Origin of the sequence: Roseomonas sp. GC11 (genome assembly GCF_024437745.1) — a bacterium.
In the GTDB taxonomy this organism is placed as follows: Bacteria; Pseudomonadota; Alphaproteobacteria; order Acetobacterales; family Acetobacteraceae; genus Pseudoroseomonas.
Window position 1 is genome coordinate 1 of sequence record NZ_JANFNY010000095.1, and the last position, 16,785, is coordinate 16,785.

General features: G+C 69.8%; 17 protein-coding genes and 1 tRNA gene. 10 read left to right on the plus strand and 8 right to left on the minus strand.

The annotated features are described in order from the left end of the window. From NON00_RS21310 to NON00_RS21325, 4 genes are all read right to left on the minus strand, one after another. Positions 1 to 269, minus strand: a 269-nt coding sequence (locus NON00_RS21310; RefSeq protein WP_256024766.1) for a 3-hydroxyacyl-CoA dehydrogenase NAD-binding domain-containing protein, incomplete at its 3' end; no start/stop codon positions are given. Between the two features lie 9 nt (positions 270 to 278). Then, positions 279 to 1,148 carry a UTP--glucose-1-phosphate uridylyltransferase GalU gene (galU, locus tag NON00_RS21315; RefSeq protein ID WP_256024768.1) on the minus strand — a complete coding sequence of 290 codons (870 nt, stop codon included), beginning with the start codon at positions 1,146 to 1,148 and terminating at the stop codon, positions 279 to 281. Between the two features lie 403 nt (positions 1,149 to 1,551). Further along, positions 1,552 to 3,813 carry an NADP-dependent malic enzyme gene (locus NON00_RS21320; protein WP_256024769.1) on the minus strand — a complete coding sequence of 754 codons (2,262 nt, stop codon included), beginning with the start codon at positions 3,811 to 3,813 and terminating at the stop codon, positions 1,552 to 1,554. A gap of 100 nt (positions 3,814 to 3,913) precedes the next feature. Continuing rightward, a tRNA-Leu gene (locus NON00_RS21325) sits at positions 3,914 to 3,996 on the minus strand. Positions 3,997 to 4,089: 93 nt separating this feature from the next. Here NON00_RS21325 and lipB point away from each other — a divergent pair. Next, on the plus strand, positions 4,090 to 4,806 hold the full coding sequence (lipB, locus tag NON00_RS21330; protein ID WP_256024770.1) for a lipoyl(octanoyl) transferase LipB: 717 nt from the start codon (positions 4,090 to 4,092) through the stop codon (positions 4,804 to 4,806). Positions 4,807 to 4,819: 13 nt separating this feature from the next. Here the strand turns inward: lipB and NON00_RS21335 are convergent, their stop codons facing one another. Beyond that, positions 4,820 to 5,074, minus strand: a complete 255-nt coding sequence (locus NON00_RS21335; protein WP_256024771.1) for a hypothetical protein — start codon at positions 5,072 to 5,074, stop codon at positions 4,820 to 4,822. A 77-nt stretch (positions 5,075 to 5,151) separates the two neighbouring features. Between NON00_RS21335 and NON00_RS21340 the strand changes: the two genes are divergently transcribed. Together NON00_RS21340 and NON00_RS21345 are read left to right on the plus strand one after the other, a co-directional pair. Then, positions 5,152 to 6,264: an Ldh family oxidoreductase gene (locus NON00_RS21340; RefSeq protein ID WP_256024772.1), complete on the plus strand. Its 1,113-nt coding sequence runs from the start codon at positions 5,152 to 5,154 to the stop codon at positions 6,262 to 6,264. A 106-nt stretch (positions 6,265 to 6,370) separates the two neighbouring features. Beyond that, positions 6,371 to 7,924, plus strand: coding sequence for a UxaA family hydrolase (locus NON00_RS21345; protein ID WP_256024773.1), 1,554 nt, complete (start codon positions 6,371 to 6,373; stop codon positions 7,922 to 7,924). A gap of 38 nt (positions 7,925 to 7,962) precedes the next feature. Here the strand turns inward: NON00_RS21345 and NON00_RS21350 are convergent, their stop codons facing one another. Both NON00_RS21350 and NON00_RS21355 read right to left on the minus strand, forming a co-directional pair. Next, entirely contained in the window at positions 7,963 to 8,739 is a 777-nt protein-coding gene (locus NON00_RS21350; protein ID WP_256024774.1) for a carboxylesterase, read from the minus strand. Next, positions 8,736 to 9,881, minus strand: a complete 1,146-nt coding sequence (locus NON00_RS21355; RefSeq protein ID WP_256024775.1) for a fumarylacetoacetate hydrolase family protein — start codon at positions 9,879 to 9,881, stop codon at positions 8,736 to 8,738. Before NON00_RS21355 ends, NON00_RS21350 begins: the two co-directional genes overlap by 4 nt. 119 nt (positions 9,882 to 10,000) lie before the next feature. Here NON00_RS21355 and NON00_RS21360 point away from each other — a divergent pair, with 119 nt between their 5' ends. The 5 genes from NON00_RS21360 to NON00_RS21380 all read left to right on the plus strand — a co-directional run bounded on the left by NON00_RS21360 (position 10,001) and on the right by NON00_RS21380 (position 15,238). Further along, positions 10,001 to 11,332 carry an extracellular solute-binding protein gene (locus NON00_RS21360; RefSeq protein ID WP_256024776.1) on the plus strand — a complete coding sequence of 444 codons (1,332 nt, stop codon included), beginning with the start codon at positions 10,001 to 10,003 and terminating at the stop codon, positions 11,330 to 11,332. Next, the gene (locus tag NON00_RS21365) at positions 11,332 to 12,252 is read left to right on the plus strand and encodes a carbohydrate ABC transporter permease (RefSeq protein WP_256024777.1); all 921 of its coding nucleotides are present in this window, start codon (positions 11,332 to 11,334) and stop codon (positions 12,250 to 12,252) included. Before NON00_RS21360 ends, NON00_RS21365 begins: the two co-directional genes overlap by 1 nt. Beyond that, positions 12,252 to 13,067 (plus strand): carbohydrate ABC transporter permease, encoded by an 816-nt coding sequence (locus NON00_RS21370; RefSeq protein WP_256024778.1) that lies wholly within the window; start codon positions 12,252 to 12,254, stop codon positions 13,065 to 13,067. The genes NON00_RS21365 and NON00_RS21370 overlap by 1 nt, the downstream gene beginning before the upstream one ends. Positions 13,068 to 13,175: 108 nt before the next feature. After that, positions 13,176 to 14,327, plus strand: a complete 1,152-nt coding sequence (locus NON00_RS21375) for a glycosyltransferase family 4 protein (protein ID WP_256024779.1) — start codon at positions 13,176 to 13,178, stop codon at positions 14,325 to 14,327. A 2-nt stretch (positions 14,328 to 14,329) separates the two neighbouring features. Next, a complete protein-coding gene (locus tag NON00_RS21380) occupies positions 14,330 to 15,238 on the plus strand; it encodes a glycosyltransferase family 9 protein (RefSeq protein WP_256024780.1) in 909 nt (302 codons plus the stop codon). A 97-nt stretch (positions 15,239 to 15,335) separates the two neighbouring features. On the opposite strand, the gene NON00_RS21385 is transcribed toward NON00_RS21380, so the two are convergent. Further along, positions 15,336 to 15,788: an Lrp/AsnC family transcriptional regulator gene (locus NON00_RS21385; protein ID WP_256024781.1), complete on the minus strand. Its 453-nt coding sequence runs from the start codon at positions 15,786 to 15,788 to the stop codon at positions 15,336 to 15,338. Positions 15,789 to 15,981: 193 nt separating this feature from the next. Here NON00_RS21385 and maiA point away from each other — a divergent pair, with 193 nt between their 5' ends. Further along, positions 15,982 to 16,593, plus strand: coding sequence for a maleylacetoacetate isomerase (maiA, locus tag NON00_RS21390; RefSeq protein WP_256024782.1), 612 nt, complete (start codon positions 15,982 to 15,984; stop codon positions 16,591 to 16,593). Beyond that, positions 16,583 to 16,785: hypothetical protein (locus NON00_RS21395; RefSeq protein ID WP_256024783.1), on the plus strand; the 203-nt coding region annotated here is incomplete at its 3' end. The genes maiA and NON00_RS21395, both read left to right, overlap by 11 nt.

Sequence of the window (16,785 nt, forward strand, 5' to 3'; positions counted from 1 at the left end):
CGGCGGGTCGGGGTGCCGACGGCGAGGAAGACGGCATCGGCGCCGCGGATGGCTTCCTGGAGGTCGGTGGTGAAGGTGAGGCGGCCATCGGCGGCGTTCTCGGCCACGAGCTTGTCGAGGCCCGGCTCATAGATGGGGATGCGGCCCTCGCGCAGGGCCTCGATCTTGCTGGCGTCGGTATCGACGACACAGACATCGGTGCCGAATTCCGCGAAGCAGGCGCCGGATACGAGGCCAACATAGCCAGCCCCGATCATGACAATGCGCATGGGATGCCCTCAGACGTACTTGGGAAGGAAATCGTGCACCGCCTTGGCGATGTCCGGGCGCTGCAGGGCGAAGGCGATCTGCGCTTCGAGGAAGCCGACCTTGTCGCCGCAGTCGAAGCGGCGGCCCTCATAGCGCAGGCCGTGGAAGGGCTGGCTGCCGATCAGCTTGGCCATGGCGTCGGTCAGCTGCACCTCGCCGCCGGCGCCCTTTTCCATCCTGGCGAGGAAGGGCAGCACCTCGGGCATCAGGACGTAGCGGCCGATGATGGTCAGGTTGGAGGGCGCGACCTCGGGCTTGGGCTTCTCGACCAGGCCCTTGACGGAGACGAGGCGGCCCTTGTCCTCCGCCACGTCGAGCACGCCATACTTGTTGACGCGCTCCATCGGGACTTCCTCGATGGCCACGACATTGCCGCCGGTCTCGTAATAGGCCTCGGCCAGCTGCTGGGTGCAGGAGGTCTTGCACAGCATCAGGTCGTCGGGCAGCAGGATGGCGAAGGGGTCGTCGCCGATGAAGGAGCGGGCGCACCAGATGGCATGGCCGAGGCCCATCGGCACCTGCTGGCGCACGGTGGTGATGCTGCCCGGCGTCTGCGCCTGGCGGCGGAGATCCTCCAGGATGTCGAGCTTGCCGCGCTCCTCGAGGGTGCGCTCCAGCTCATAGGCCACGTCGAAATGCTCGACGATGGCGGTCTTGCCGCGGCCGGTGACGAAGCAGAACTGGTCGATGCCGGCGGCGCGCGCCTCCTCCACCGCGTACTGGATCAGCGGCTTGTCGACGACCGGCAGCATCTCCTTGGCCAGCGCCTTGGTCGCCGGCAGGAAGCGCGTGCCGAGCCCGGCGACCGGCAACACGGCCTTCTTGAGGGGTTTCGTCACTCGGCAGGTCCTCCTGAGCGGTGTCGGATGGATTCCACCGTAGCCAAACGGCGGAACTGTGGCGTGCTTCCGGGGAAGCATTGCCACGCCATTAACCGCGCGGCAATTGACCCGCTTCGGTCAAACTGATGAACTTCGTTCGATCACGATTGCGCGTGCACGGGGAAGTTGTGGCCTCGAACCGTTCTTGTCGTGATTCCAGTATCTTCCTTTTTCGCCGGCCGCGCCGGGCCTTGCGGTTGTCTCGCCGCACCCCGGCGGGGCGCGTAAAAAGAGACGGGTGCGGCGCAACAAAAAAAGACGGCCGCAAGCCCCACGGGGGAGGCCTGCGGCCGTCTTCATGGCCGGTGCGGCAGGGGGCCGCCCGGCGGGGCGCGCCCGGGAAGGCCCCGGGCGCCTGGCGCTAGGCCTGGGCGGAGGCCAGCGCCGTGAGATTCGCGATGCCGCGCGCGGTGACGCTCGGCACCAGCACGTTGAGCGGCTTGTTCATGCCGAGCAGGATGGGGCCGAGCTGCAGCCCGTCCGCCGCCGACTTCACCAGGTTGTAGGCGATGTTGGCGGAGTCGAGGTTGGGCATGACCAGCAGGTTGGCCGAGTCGGTCAGCCGGCTGTCATGCACCGCCTTGTCGCGGATGGCGGGGACGAGGGCGGCATCGGCGTGCATCTCGCCATCCACCTCAAGCTCCGGCGCCCGGGCGCGGATCAGCGCCAGGGCCTCGCGCATCTTGCGGGCGGAGGGCGCGTGGCTGGAGCCGAAGGAGGAGTGCGAGAGCAGCCCGACCTTCGGCACCATGCCGAAGCCGCGCACCTGCTCGGCCGCCAGGACGGTCATCTCGGCGATCTGCTCGGCCGTCGGCTCCACCAGCAGGTGGGTATCGACGAAGAACAGCGTGCCGGCCGGCAGGATGACGCCGGTCAGCGCGTAGACGCGGCCGACATCGGCGCGCTTGCCGATGACGTCATAGGCCTGGTGCCAGTGGCGCATCCAGTCACCCCGGCCGCCGACCAGGGCGGCATCCACCTGCCCCGTCTCCAGCAGCAGGGCGGCGGCGACGGTCGGGCGGATGCGGACGAAATGGGCGCAGGTATCGGGCGGCACGCCACGGCGGCCCACCTTGCCGCGGTAGAGATCGACCAGCGGGGCGAAGACGGCATCATCGACCGTGGGGTCGAGCACGCGCACGCTCTCCTCGAGGTTCATGCGCAGGCCCATGGCCTTCACCTTCGCCTCGATGACGGCGCGGCGGCCGATCAGCACCGGCTCGGCCATGCCGTCATCCAGCACGGTCTGCACGGCGCGCAGCACGCGCTCATCCTCGCCCTCGCCATAGGCGACGCGCTTCGGCGCCTTGCGCGCGGCATAGACCACCGGGCGCATCAGGTCGCCCGAGCGGTAGACGAAGCGCTCCAGCGTCTCCCGGTAATGGGTGAAGTTCTCGATGGGGCGGGTGGCGACGCCGGATTCCATCGCGGCCCGCGCCACGGCCGGGGCGATCTCGAGGATCAGCCGGGGGTCGAAGGGCTTGGGGATGATGTAGTCCGGGCCGAAGACGGGGGCATGGCCGCCATAGGCCGCCGCCACCACCTCGGACGCCTCGATGCGGGCGAGGCGGGCGATGGCCTCGACGGCGGCCACCTTCATCGCCTCGTTGATCGTCGTCGCCCCGGCATCGAGCGCGCCGCGGAAGATGAAGGGGAAGCAGAGGACGTTGTTGACCTGGTTCGGATAGTCCGAGCGCCCGGTGGCCACGATGGCGTCCGGCCGCGCGGCGCGCACCGCCTCGGGCAGGATCTCGGGCTCGGGGTTGGCGAGCGCCAGCACCAGCGGGCGCTGCGCCAGCTTGTAGAGCCACTCCGCCTTCAGCACGCGCGGCGCGGAGAGGCCGAGGAAGACATCCGCCCCCGGCAGGGCATCCTCCAGCGTGCGCGCCTCCGTCTCGCGGGCGTAGCGGTCCTTGTAGGGGTCCATCAGCTCGTTGCGGCCGATATAGACGACGCCCTTGATGTCGGTGACGGTGATGTTCTCGCGCTTCGCGCCCATCGCCACCAGCAGGTCGAGGCAGGCCAGCGCCGCGGCGCCGCCGCCGGAGGTGACGATCTTCGCCTCCGGCAGCGACTTGCCCTGCAGCAGCAGGCCGTTGCGCACGGCGGCGGCGACGATGATGGCGGTGCCGTGCTGGTCGTCGTGGAAGACCGGGATCTTCATCCGCTCGCGCAGCGCGGCCTCGATCTCGAAGCACTCCGGCGCCTTGATGTCTTCCAGGTTGATGGCGCCGAAGGAAGGCTCCAGCACCGCCACGGCCTCGATGAACTTCTTCGGGTCGCGCTCCTCGACCTCGAGGTCGATGGAGTCGATGCCGGCGAACTTCTTGAAGAGGACGGCCTTGCCTTCCATCACCGGCTTCGAGGCCAGCGCGCCGATGGCGCCGAGGCCGAGCACGGCCGTGCCATTGGTGATGACCGCGACCATGTTGCCGCGGGTGGTCATGTCATAGGCGGCGCGGGGGTCGGCGGCGATGGCTTCGCAGGCGGCGGCGACACCCGGTGAATAAGCCAGCGCCAGGTCGCGCTGGGTCGCCATGCGCTTGGTCGGCTCGACACTCAGCTTCCCCGGGCGGGGCAGCCGGTGATAGTCAAGCGCGGCTTTGCGAAAATCCTCGTCCATTGGCACCTCCGTGCCCCGGACGATGACGGAGCCGGAGCCGGGCCGCAAGGACCGTCCCGGATGGCAAGCGGGGCGAATTCTGTCAGGGGAGAAAGGAATATGCGGTCGAGAAGATTCGAACTTCCACGGGGTTGCCCCCACCAGCACCTCAAGCTGACGCGTCTACCATTCCGCCACGACCGCACGTGGGAAAGCATCCGACAGGACCGGGCGTATAGCGGAGGAGCGCGAAGGCGGCAATAACCCCCCAGCGCAGTTCCTGAGGATATTTCACTGATGACGCGTTTTTTTGCCCCCGAGTGGCGGATCGCCGAGGGCCTGACCCCCTATCCGGCCGCGCTGGAGGCCATGCAGGCGCAGGTGGCGGCCATCCGCGCGGGGGAGGCGCCGGAGTGCATCTGGCTGGTCGAGCACCCGCCCACCTACACCGCCGGCACCTCCGCCACGCCGGAGGAACTGGTGGAAGCGCGCTTCCCCACCTATGCCGCCGGGCGCGGCGGGCAATGGACCTATCACGGCCCCGGCCAGCGCACCGCCTATGTCATGCTGGACCTGACGCGCCCGCATGGCCGCGTGCGCGCGCGCGACGTGCGCGCCTATGTGCACGGGCTGGAGGAATGGATCATCCGCGCCCTCGACCGCTTCAACGTCAGGGGCGAGCGGCGGGAGGGGCGCGTCGGCATCTGGGTGGCCGATGGCGCGACGGGGCGGGAGGACAAGATCGCCGCCATCGGCGTGCGCGTCACCCGCTGGGTGAGCTGGCACGGCATCGCCATCAACCTGGAGCCGGACCTGTCGCATTTCTCCGGCATCATCCCCTGCGGCATCCGCCAGCACGGGGTGACCAGCCTGTGGCAGCTCGGCGTCACCGCCACCATGGAGGAGCTGGACAGCGCCCTGATGGCCGCCTGGGACGAGGTGTTCGGCGGGGAGACCCCCTCAGGCGATGTCCCCTCTGGCGATATCCTGGACGGCCCGGCGGCGGAGGGGTGAGGGCGCGGCCGGCTCAGAGCGCGAGCATGACCAGCAGGCCCAGCGCGATCCAGCAGCCGGCCAGGCTCGCCAGCAGGCCAGGCCAGTTCACATCCTGTTGCGCATACGCGGCCGGAGAGTCGGAATTCTTCGCCATCGGAGAAGGCCCACTGAAAAGAGCGGCCGCACTATGCGGATGAAAGTGAACAAAAAATAAATCATTATAATTCGATAACGTAATGTTTATCGTGCCGCCGCCCGCCCGCCCGCGTTGCGGTCCCTCCGCCATCATGCGATCATCGGATGAGTTGGAGGAAAGGAACCGGGAATGACCCACCCCGTCACGGCAGGCGGGCGCCTCGCCCCATGAGCGCCGCTCCCCTGGCTTCTCCCCTGGTGGCCGCTATCGCCCCCGACACCCGCGCCGCCACGCCGCGCTACGAGGCCGCCGCCCTGCGCGAGGCCGCCGCCGCCCTCTTCCACGCCGCCGGCACCCCCACCGACAAGGCCGCCGCCATGGCCGAGGTGCTGGTGGAGTCCGACCTGATGGGCCATGTGACCCACGGCCTCGGCCTCGTGCCCAAATACCTGGAGGAAATCGAGGCCGGCCGCATGCGGCTGGAGGGGGAGCCCACCATCCTGGCCGACCGCGGCGCCTGCCTCACCTGGGATGGCCGCGCCCTGCCCGGCGGCTGGCTGACGCTGAAGGCCCTCGACCTCGCCATGGAGCGGGTGAAGACCCATGGCACCGTCAGCATCGCCATCGGCAACACCCAGCATATCGGCTGCCTCGCCGTCTATCCGGCACGGGCGGCGGCGCGCGGGCTGCTCTGCATCCTGCACAGCAGCGCCCCCGGCACCGCCAGCGTCGCCCCCTTCGGCGCCCGCCAGGGCGTGCTGGCGCCGGACCCGATGGCGGTGGGCTACCCCCTGCCATCCGGCGCGGTGGTGACCGATATCAGCGCCTCCATCACCACCAACAATATGAGCCTGCGGCTGATGCGCCAGGGCGGGCGCTTCCCCCACCCCTGGCTGATGGAGGCCGACGGCACCCCGACCGACGACCCGGCGGCCATCACCCGCGGCGGCACCATCCTGCCGGCCGGCGGGCTGGATCACGGGCAGAAGGGCTATGGCTGGGCGCTGGTGACCGAAGCTCTGACCCAGGGCCTCTCCGGCTTCGGCCGGGTGGAGAAGCCGGCGGGCATGCTGGCCAGCGTCTTCCTCCAGGTGATCGACCCGGAAGCCTTCGCCGGGCTGGACGCCTTCACCCGGCAGACGGGGCATACCGCCGAGGCCTGCCGCGCCGCCGCCCCGCGCCCGGGCCTGCCCCCCGTGCGCCTGCCCGGCGAGCGCGGCCTGGCCCTGCGCGAGGCCGCCCTGCGCGATGGCGTGGCGCTCGCGCCGGGGATCATGGAGGCCCTTCAGCCCCTCGCGGCGCGTCTCGGGGTGACGCTGCCGGATGCGAGAAGAGACTAAAAAAAGTTCTTTTTTGGAAAAAAGAACCAAAAAACTTTTTTCAGGGGGCGTTGCGCCGGAGGTCTGATGCGGGGCGTCCACCGGGAAAAAATCAGGAAACGTCCCCATGTCGCTCATTGATCTGGCCGCCAAGCGGCTCAACGGCCCCGTCATCCGCCTGCACCCGGAAGACAATGTGGTGGTCGCCCGCATCCCGGTGGAGGCGGGCGCCGTCATCCCCGGCGAGAATATCCTGGCGCGGGAGGCGGTGCCGGCGGGCTACAAGATCGCCACCCGCGCCCTCCGCAAGGGGGAGCCGGTGTTGAAGTACAACGTCATCATCGGCTTCGCGGCGGAGGATCTGCCAGCGGGGACGATGCTGCACGGGCACAACATCATCTTCACCGAATTCGACCGCGATTACGCCATCGGCGTTGATTACAGGCCGCTGGAACTGCTGCCGGAGGCGGAGCGCGCGAGTTTCCTCGGCATCCTGCGCGAGGATGGGCGGGTGGCGACGCGGAACTATATCGGCATCGTCTCCACGGTGAACTGCTCCGCCACCGTGGTGCAGTCGATCGCCGATCATTTCACGCCGGAACGTCTGGCCGGATATCCCAATGTCGATGGCGTCGCCGCCTTCACGCACCAGACGGGGTGCGGGATGGAATTGTCGGGCGAGCCGATGCAACTGCTGCGGCGGACGCTGGCCGGGTATATCCGCCATCCGAACATCGCCGCCGTGCTGGTGATCGGGCTGGGCTGCGAGCGCAACCAGATCGCCGGGCTGATGGAGGAGCAGGGGCTGAAGGGCGGGCCGAAGCTCATCCACTACAGCATGCAGGAGATGGGCGGCACGCGCAGAAGCATCGAGGCGGGCATTGAGAAGGTGAAGAGCCTGCTGCCCGCAGCGAATGCGGTGGCGCGCCAGCCGGTGCCGGCCAGCCACATCATGGTCGGGCTGCAATGCGGCGGCTCGGACGGGTTTTCCTCCATCACCGCCAACCCGGCCCTGGGTGCGGCGATGGATATCCTGACGCGGCATGGCGGCACCGCCATCCTCTCCGAGACGCCGGAGATCTACGGCGTCGAGCACACGCTGACGCGCCGCGCCGCCAGCCCCGCCGTGGCGCGCAAGCTGATCGAGCGCATCCGCTGGTGGAAGGACGAATACACGGTCGGCCGCGACACGCAGATCAACGGCATCGTCAGCCCCGGCAACCAGGCGGGCGGGCTGGCCAATATCTTCGAGAAGTCGCTCGGCGCCTCGATGAAGGGTGGCACGGGGCCGCTGATGGAAGTCTACAGATACGCCGAGCCGGTGACGGTGCCGGGCTTCGTCTTCATGGACAGCCCGGGCTTCGACCCGGTCTCCGCGACGGGGCAGATCGCGGGCGGGGCGAATGTGGTGTGCTTCACCACCGGGCGCGGCTCGATGTTCGGCTGCAAGCCGGTGCCTTCGATCAAGCTGGCGACGAACACGCCGATGTTCCGCCGCCTGGAGGAGGACATGGACATCAATTGCGGCGAGATCCTCGACGGCACCGCCTCCCTCCAGGAAATGGGCCAGCGCATTTTCGAGGAGATCCTGCGCGTGGCATCGGGCGCGCGCACCAAGAGCGAGGATCTGGGCGTTGGCCGCCATGAATTCGCGCCCTGGAACATCGGCATCACTGGCTGAAGGCGGGGTCCGGGGTGGCCCTGCCACCCCGGCGGGGGTCAGGGGGCAGCGCCCCCTGCCTTCTTTTCCAGGATGTCGTCCAGTGTCCTGACCAGCAGCGCCAGATCTTCCTCACGTGACAGCCGATGATCCCCATCCTTGACGAGCAGGATGCGGATATCCGCCCCGGTGATGGCCTGCGCGAGATCCGTGGCCGTCTGCCACGGCACTTCCCTGTCCTGCATCCCCTGGAGCAGCCGCACCGGCCCGCTGAAGGAAATCGCTTCCTCCAGCACGAGATTTTTCGCCCCATCCTCAATGAGGTGCCGGGTGATGGGCACGGGCGGCCCATAGGGGCTTTCCACCAGCAGCACGCCTTCTTCCCGGATGGTGCGCTGCTGCTCCGGCGAGAAGGAGGGCCACATCAGGCGCTTCGTGAAATCCGGCGCGGCGGCGATGCCGATGAGGCCCACGACGCGCGCGCCGAATTCGCGCAGCATCAGCAGCGCGATCCAGCCGCCCATCGAGGAGCCGGCGAGCAGCATCGGCCCTTCCACCAGCCGGCCGATGAGGGTGGCGGCATCGCGCGCCCAGATGCCGATGCCGCCCTCCTCGAAGGCGCCGCCGCTGATGCCGTGGCCGGAATAGTCGAAGCGCAGGAAGGCCTGGCCGCGCGCGGCGCAGGCGTCGCGCAGGGCGAGGGCCTTGCTGCCCTCCATGTCCGAGCGGAAGCCGCCCAGGAAGACCACGGTGGGCCCCCGCCCGGGCAGGCGGGCCCAGGCGAGTTCGGTGCCATCGCCGCGGTCCAGGCGGCCGGTCTGCTCGGGAGACGTCATGCGCGGGGGAGTCCTCGTCGGGCCAGGTTGGCGATCAGCGCGCCGATGCCGAAGCGCCAGGGCGGGCAGGCATCGGTGCGGTCCACGGTGTTGACCAGCGCGCCCAGGCGGGGGCTGGCGATGCGCACAGTATCGCCGATGTGGTGGGTGAAGCCCATCCCCGCCGCGTCGCGGTCCTTCGAGGGCGAGAAGGGCGTGCCGAGGAAGAGCGCCGCGCCATCCGGAAACTGGTGGTGCGGGTTGACGAGCTGCGCCACGAGATCGGCCGGGTCGCGGCTGATGCTGCCGATGCGGCCTTCCTCGGCCAGGGTGAAGCCATCCGTGCCGGCGATGTCGAGGGCGATGGTGGCGGCGCGGATATCGTCCAGCGTGAAGCCGGCATCGAAGAGGCGGATGGCGGGGCCGATGGCGCAGGCGGCGTTGTTGTCCTTGGCGCGGCCGAGCAGCAGGGCGGAGCGCCCCTCGACATCGCGCAGGTTCACGTCATTGCCGAGGGCGGCGCCGAGGATGCGCCCCTCGGCGCTGACCGCCAGCACCGCCTCCGGCTCCGGATTGTTCCAGGCGCTGGCAGGATGGATGCCGATGCGCGCGCCGGAGCCGACGGCGGAAAGCGGCTGTCCCTTGGTGAAGACCTCGGCATCCGGGCCGATGCCCACCTCCAGATACTGGCTCCACCAGCCGCGCGCGATGAGGTTTTCCTTCAGTTGCATCGCTTCCGGGCTGCCGGGGCGCAGCGCGGTCAGGTCCTCGCCGATGATGGCGCGGAATTCGGCGCGCACGCCCTCGGCCTGGGTGGCATCGCCGCGGCAGCGCTCCTCGATGACGCGCTCGATCATGGAGCGCACATAGGTCACGCCGCAGGCCTTCAGCGCCTGGAGGTCGAAGGGCGCCAGCAGGCGCAGCGGCCCGCTGCCGGCCAGCAGGGCGTCGAGGTCGAGGGCGATGGGCGTGCCCCGCTCCTCGATGGCCGCCACCGGGTCGGCGCTGTTGAGCCAGGCGGAGACGGTGCCGAAGGCGGGGGTCATGTCGAAGGCCTGGCCCCCGGCGAGGGCCAGGGCGAGCGGTCCTTCCGCCGCCCCGGCGCGCAGGGCGAAGTGGCCCGTGCGCCAGTCTTCCGGCAGGGCGGTCTGGGGCTCGGTCATGCGTGGCGTTTCCTCATGAGCATGGTTTCACGTGTTGGCATTCGTTCCGGCTTGCCATCCGTGCGGCAGCAATGGAAGCATATGTCGTACAACCGGCGAAGCCGGGCAGGGAGGAAAAGATGGCGATGTTCACGCGGCGCGCGGCCTTGCGTCTGGGGGCGGGGGTGCTGGCGGCACCGGCCCTGGTGGAGCGCGTTGGCGCCCAGCAGGCCTTCGACTGGAAGCGCTTCAAGGGCGAGAAGCTGGAGGTGAGCCTGACGGCCAACCCGCGCTCCGCCCTGCTGATCCAGAACCAGAAGGAGTTCGAGGAGCTCACCGGCATCAAGGTGGGGGCCGAGCAGATCCCCGAGCAGCAGCACCGGCAGAAATTCGCCATCGAATTCGCCTCCGGCCGGCCGTCCTTCGATGTGGTGGGCATCAGCCTGCATGTGAACAAGCGGCAGATCGGCCGGGCGAAGTGGTGCGCCGACATCAAGCCGTTGATCCAGGATGCCTCCCTCACCGCGCCGGATTTCGACTTCGGCGATTTCGGCGCGGGGGCGGTGGCCTATTCCACCCAGGCCGACGGGCGGATGGACACCATCCCGGAATTCACCGACTACTTCATCCTCTACTACAACAAGGAACTCCTGGCGGCGAAGAACATCGCCGTGCCGAAGACCTTCGATGAGCTCTACACCGCCGCCAAAGCCCTGACCGACCCGGGCCGGCAGCAATATGGCTTTGTCGGGCGCGGGCTGCGCAATGCCAATGTGGTGCTGTGGAGTTCCTTCCTGCTCGGCACGGCGCAGCGCGACACGGTCAGCCCCGAGATGAAGCTGCTGACCGATACGGCGGATGCCGTCTGGGCCACCGAGATGTACCAGAAGATCATGCGCGACTGCTCGCCGCCCGGCAGCGTCGGCTTCAACTGGAATGAGTGCCAGACGACCTTCATGCAGGGCCGCGCCGCCTTCTGGATCGATGGCGTGGGCTTCGCCGCGCCGCTGGAGGACAAGACACGCTCGCGCATCGCCGGCAAGGTGGGCTATGCCGTCTCCCCGGCGGGGCCGGCGAATCACCATTGCTGCCTGTTCGGCACGGGCTTCGGCATCAGCGAGCAGAGCCGCCGCCGCGGTGCCGCCTGGCTCTACCTGCAATGGGCGACCAACAAGCAGAACCAGCTGCGCTACCTCACCTCCGGCGCCGGGGCGCCTGCGCGCAACAGCGCCTTCCGCAATGAGGAGGCGATCGCCGCCAGCCGCTTCCCGCGCGAATTCTTCACCACGCTGGTGGAGAGCGCGCGCATCGGCCGCCCCGGCCTGCCGGAGATCGTGCCCGTCACCGAGTTCCGCGACACGATCGGCGCGGCGCTGACCAACACGATCGGCGGTGCCGACCCGGCCACCGAACTGAGGAAGGCCACCGAAGCCTTCCGCCCGGTGCTGGAGCAGTCGGAGCGCGCGACCTGATGGCGGACGCCACCGCGACCCTCCCCGGGGCAGCGGCGGCGGCCTCTGCCGGCCGCCGCCGCAACTATGCCCGCCGCTATGGCTGGTTCATCGTGCCCGCCGGCATCGTCGTGCTGGCCGTCATCCTCTTCCCCTGGGCCTTCACGCTGTTCATGTCGGCGCATGAGTGGAAGATCGGCGGCGGGCACAGCTATGTCGGCCTCGGCAACTACCAGAAGCTGTTCACGGATGAGCGCTTCCTGCTCTCCATCGCGCGCACCTTCTACTTCACGGCGCTGGCGGTGGTGCTGCCGATGGTGTTCGGCGTCGCGGCGGCGCTGGTGTTCAACCGCAACTTCCCGCTGCGCGGCCTCGCGCGCACCGTCTTCATCCTGCCGATGATGGCGACGCCCGTCGCCGTCGCGCTGGTGTGGACGATGATGTTCCACCCGCAACTGGGCGTGCTGAACTGGATCCTCACGCAATTCGGCATCCCGCCCAGCATGTGGATCTATGACGCGAAGACGGTGATCCCGACGCTGGTGATGGTCGAGGTCTGGCACTGGACGCCGCTGGTGATGCTGATCGTCCTCGGCGGCCTCGCCTCGCTGCCGCAGGACCCCTATGAGGCGGCGAAGATCGATGGCGCCAATGGCTGGCAGTCCTTCCGCCACATCACCCTGCCCCTGCTGCTGCCCTTCATCGTCGTGGCGCTGATCATCCGCACCATCGACGCGCTGAAGGCCTTTGACACCATCTACGTCATCACCCAGGGCGGGCCGGGGACGAGCAGCGAGACGATCAACATCTTCCTCTATCTCCAGGGCTTCGCCTATTACAACATGGGCTATGCCAGCGCGGTGGTGGTGGTGTTCTTCCTGCTGATCGTGTCCCTGGCGGCGCTGCTGCTGTGGACGCGCAACCGGGTGAAGCAGATATGATGCGCGCGCTGGAAAAGGCCGCCTTCGCGGCGGCGGTGCTGCTGCTGGTCTCGCCGGGGGCGATGGTGTTCCTGTGGATGCTGTCGCTGGCGCTGAAGACGGAGCTCGACAACACCGCCTGGCCCCCCGTCTTCATCCCCGACCCGCCCGTCTGGGACAATTTTCTGGCCGTGTTCGAGAGGAACGATTTCTTCCTCTACACCTGGAACAGCATCGTGGTGTCCTTCACCGCGACGGGGCTGGCGGTGCTGCTGGGGGTGCCGGCGGGCTATGGCATCGCCAAGATGCGCGCCACGCGGGCGGCGATGCTGATCCTGATCGCGCGCATCACGCCCGGCCTGTCCTACCTCATCCCGCTCTTCCTGCTGTTCCAGTGGCTCGGGCTGACGGGCACGCTGACGCCCATCGTCATCACCCATCTGGTCATCACCGTGCCGATCACGGTCTGGGTGATGATCGGCTTCTTCGAGGGGCTGCCGGCGGAGCTGGAGGAGGCGGCGCTGGTGGATGGGGCGAATATCTGGCAGGCCTTCCGCCATGTGGCCTTCCCGCTGGCGCGCCCGGGCATCACCGTGGCGGTGATCCTCTCCTTCATCTTCTCCTGGAACAACTTCATCTTCGCCGTGGTGCTGGCGGGGCGGGAGACGCGCACCCTGCCGGTGGCGGTCAACAACATGCTGACCTTCGAGCAGGTCTCCTGGGGCCCGCTGGCCGCCGCGGCCCTGCTGGTCACCCTGCCGGTCCTCCTGCTCACCCTGCTGGCGCAGAAGCAGATCATCGCCGGCCTGACCGCGGGCGGCGTCAAGGGCGGCTGAGAGACTGGGGCCAGGGGGCGTGGGGCCAGGGGGCGTGGGGCCAGGGGTGGAGCCAGGGGGCCGCGCCCCCTGGCTTTTCTTCGCCTCCCCGCGCTAATCCCTCCCCCGATGACCCCCGCCCTTCTTCAAATCCTTCCCGCGCTGAATGCCGGCGGCGTGGAGCGCGGCACGCTGGAGATCGCCGAGGCGCAGGCGCGGGCGGGGTTCCGCCCGATCGTCGCCTCCGCCGGCGGCCGCCTCGTGCCGGCGCTGGAGGCGCTGGGCGCGCGCCACGTCACCCTGCCGCTGACGGCGAAATCCCCCTGGGGGCTGGCCGCCAATGCCGTGGCGCTGCGCCGGCTGATCCGGGCGGAGGGCGTGCGGCTGGTCCATGCGCGCAGCCGGGCCCCGGCCTGGTCGGCGCTCTGGGCGGCGCGGGCGGCGGGGGTGCCCTTCGTCACCACCTATCACGGCACCTACAATGAGGGCTTCCCCGGCAAGCGCCTCTACAACTCGGTGATGGCGCGGGGGGACCGGGTGATCGCCATCAGCCAGTTCATCGCCGATCTGGTGCGGGCGCGGCATGGCACGGCGGCGGCGCGCATCCGCGTCATCCCGCGTGGGGTGGATCTGCGGCAGTTCGACCCGGATCTGGTCCCGCCCGCGCGCCTGGCCGCCCTGCGCGCCGCCTGGGGCGTTCCAGGGGGGGGCGTTCCGCAGAGTATCGCGGAGGGCGGGCGGCCGGTGCTGCTGCTTGCCGCGCGGATCAGCCGCTGGAAAGGGCAGGGGGTGGCGCTGGAGGCGCTGGCCCGCCTGCCGGCGCCGCGCCCCTTCCTGATCCTGGCCGGCGATGCCGGGCGCGGCGCCTGGGCCGCCGAGCTGCGCGGCCGCATCGCCGCGCTGGGGCTGGCCGGGGATGTCGCCCTGCCGGGCCATGTGGAGGACATGCCCGCCGCCCTGCTGCTGGCCGATCTCGCCCTGCACGCCTCGACCGATGCCGAGGCTTTCGGCCGCTCCGTGGTGGAGGCGCAGGCGATGGGGCGGCCGGTGATCGCCACCGATCTCGGCGCCCCGCGTGAGACGGTGGCGGAGGGCGTCACCGGCTGGCGCGTGCCGCCGGGGGATGCGGCGGCGCTGGCCGCGGCCATCGCCCGCGCCCTGGCCCTGCCGCCGGGGGAGCGCGCGGCGATGGGCGCGCGGGCCCAGGCGGCGGTGCGCGCCCGCTACACCACCCGCGCCATGCAGGAGGCCACCCTGGCCGTCTATCGGGAATTGCTGTGAGGATGGAACGCATCCTGGTCATCAAGCTGTCGGCGCTGGGCGATGTGATCCAGGCTTTCGGCCCCTTCGCCGCCATCCGCGCGCATCATCCGGCGGCGGAGATCACGCTGCTGACCACGCCGCCCTTCGCCGGGCTGCTGGCGCGCGCGCCGTGGTTCGACCGCATCTGGCCCGATGGCCGCCCGGCCTGGACGGACCTGCCCGCCGTGGCCCGCCTGGCGCTGCGGCTGCGCCGTGCCGGCTTCGCCCGTGTCTATGACCTTCAGACCTCCGGCCGGTCCTCGCGCTACCGCTGGCTCACCGGGGCGGGGCCGGAATGGTCCGGCATCGCGCGCGGGGCCAGCCACCCCCACGCCAACCCGGCCCGCGATTCGCTGCACACGCTGGAGCGCCAGCGTGAGCAGCTCCAGATGGCCGGCCTCACCCATTTCCCGGAGCCGGACATGGCCTGGATGGAGGAGGATATTTCCGCCCTGGGCCTGCCGGCGCGGTTCGGGCTGCTGGTGCCGGGGGCCTCGCCGGGGCGGCCGGGCAAGCGCTGGCCGGTGGCGCATTTCGCCGCCCTCGCCGCGCGGCTGGACCTGCCGGTGGCCGTGCTGGGCGGCAAGGCGGAGGCGCCGCTGGCCGCCGCCATCCGCGCCGCGGCGCCGGGGGCCATCGACCTCACCGGGCGGACCAGCCTGGGGCAGATCGGCGCCCTGGCGCGGCGGGCGGCCTTCACCGTGGGGAATGACACGGGGCCGACCCATCTGGCCGCGGCGGCCGGCTGCCCCACCCTCAGCCTCTTCGGCGCGGAGAGCGACCCCGCCCTGGCCGCGCCGCGCGGGCCGCGCGTGGCCGTGCTGCGCCGGGTGCCCTTCGAGGCGCTGAGCGTGGCGGAGGTTTTGGAGAAATTGAGAGAGATTTCATAGATTTCTTTCAGGCTGCCGCCGTCTCCCGTCCAGGCGGGACGCTGCACTGGAAAAAGTTTTTTGGTTCTTTTTTTCAAAAAAGAACATTTTGCCAGAATCAGGGCAGGGGCGAGATGGTCCGCTTCAGGCAGCGCAGGGTGAAGGCGGTGCGGGTGTGGCGCACGCCGGGCAGGCGGTAGAGCTTCTCGCGCAGCAGGGCCTCGTAGCCCGCCGTGCCGCCGACGGCGGCCTTGATGAGATAATCATATTCGCCGGTGGTCAGGTGGCATTCCAGCACCTCGGGCATGTCCTGCACCGCCTGTTCGAAGCGGGCGAGGGCGGCCTCGTCGTGCTTTTCCACCATGATCTCGACGAAGACGGTGTCCGGCAGGCCGAGCTGCGCCTGATCGAGCAGGGCGACATAGCCCTGGATGACGCCGGCCTGCTCCAGCCGCCGCACGCGCGTCCAGCAGGGGGAGGGGGAGAGGCCCACCTGCTCGGCCAGTTCCGCATTGGTCAGCCGCGCATTGCGGGCCAGGGCGCGGAGGATGCGGCGGTCGGTCTGGTCCATGGGGCCTCGGATTTGGCCGCCGGCGCAAAGCCGCCGGACGGGCGGCCGAATTTTGCCATCATCCGGCGGTGATGAAAGAGGCAAGGCCGTGAGCACGCCCCAGGCTATGCCAGAGCCCCGGATGTGAAAACGGCCGCGAAACATTGACAGCAAGACCCCTTTGCTCACAGCATTGGGAGGAGAAAGGGCTGGTATGCTCCTGCACGGATACCGCCGCTGTTCCGCCACATGGCGGGTTCAGATCGCCCTGGCCCTGAAAGGGCTGGATACGGCGGTGATGGCGCTGCACGCCACCCTGCCGGCGGCTGGCCGGCCGCTCGCCGCCCAGTCCGGCCCGCTGCTGGAGGTGCCGGGCGGTCCGGCGCTCAGCCAGTCGCTCGCCATCCTGGAGTGGCTTGAGGAAATGTGGCCCACCCCCGCCCTGCTGCCGCCCAATCCGGCCACCCGCGCGCGGGTGCGGGCCTTCGCCCTGGCCATCGCCAGCGATGTGGAGCCGCTGCACAGCCGCCGGGTGCTCGACCGCCTGCGCAGCACCGGCGCCAGCGAGGGCGAAACCCAGAGCTGGGCCCGGCAGGCCATCAGCGAGGGGCTGGAGGCCTGCGAGGCCATGCTGGACGATGGGGACGGGCCCTTCTGCTTCGGGGCCTCCCCCGGCATGGCGGATATCTGCCTGGTGCCGCAGCTGCATGAGGCGCGGCGCTTCGGCGTCGCGCTCGGCTTTCCCCGCCTGCTCGCGGCTGAGGCCGCCAGCCTCACCCTGCCCGCCTTTCATGAGACGCGTCCGGATGTGAACCATGCTCCCTAGCCGCGCCTTCCGCTTCTCCGCCGTGCTCCTGGGCCTGATGGCCGGCCTGATGGCCCTGGGGCAGCCCGCCCTGGCGCAGCTGCGCAGCATCGCCGTCCCGGCCGAGGCCGGGGTGGTGGTGCCGCCGCGCAGCCAGCCGCAGCCGCGCCTCGTGGCGCCGCCTGTCCGCCCGGTGGTGGCCCCGGCCGCCGC

Bases quoted from the DNA above. Each gene is read 5' to 3' on its own strand.
- NON00_RS21320 (WP_256024769.1), bottom strand. From the start codon at position 3,813: ATGGACGAGGATTTTCGCAAAGCCGCGCTTGACTATCACCGGCTGCCC.
- lipB (WP_256024770.1), top strand. From the start codon at position 4,090: ATGACGCGTTTTTTTGCCCCCGAGTGGCGGATCGCCGAGGGCCTGACC.
- NON00_RS21335 (WP_256024771.1), bottom strand. From the start codon at position 5,074: ATGGCGGAGGGACCGCAACGCGGGCGGGCGGGCGGCGGCACGATAAAC.
- NON00_RS21340 (WP_256024772.1), top strand. From the start codon at position 5,152: ATGAGCGCCGCTCCCCTGGCTTCTCCCCTGGTGGCCGCTATCGCCCCC.
- NON00_RS21345 (WP_256024773.1), top strand. From the start codon at position 6,371: ATGTCGCTCATTGATCTGGCCGCCAAGCGGCTCAACGGCCCCGTCATC.
- NON00_RS21350 (WP_256024774.1), bottom strand. From the start codon at position 8,739: ATGACGTCTCCCGAGCAGACCGGCCGCCTGGACCGCGGCGATGGCACC.
- NON00_RS21355 (WP_256024775.1), bottom strand. From the start codon at position 9,881: ATGACCGAGCCCCAGACCGCCCTGCCGGAAGACTGGCGCACGGGCCAC.
- NON00_RS21360 (WP_256024776.1), top strand. From the start codon at position 10,001: ATGGCGATGTTCACGCGGCGCGCGGCCTTGCGTCTGGGGGCGGGGGTG.
- NON00_RS21365 (WP_256024777.1), top strand. From the start codon at position 11,332: ATGGCGGACGCCACCGCGACCCTCCCCGGGGCAGCGGCGGCGGCCTCT.
- NON00_RS21370 (WP_256024778.1), top strand. From the start codon at position 12,252: ATGCGCGCGCTGGAAAAGGCCGCCTTCGCGGCGGCGGTGCTGCTGCTG.
- NON00_RS21375 (WP_256024779.1), top strand. From the start codon at position 13,176: ATGACCCCCGCCCTTCTTCAAATCCTTCCCGCGCTGAATGCCGGCGGC.
- NON00_RS21380 (WP_256024780.1), top strand. From the start codon at position 14,330: ATGGAACGCATCCTGGTCATCAAGCTGTCGGCGCTGGGCGATGTGATC.
- NON00_RS21385 (WP_256024781.1), bottom strand. From the start codon at position 15,788: ATGGACCAGACCGACCGCCGCATCCTCCGCGCCCTGGCCCGCAATGCG.
- maiA (WP_256024782.1), top strand. From the start codon at position 15,982: ATGCTCCTGCACGGATACCGCCGCTGTTCCGCCACATGGCGGGTTCAG.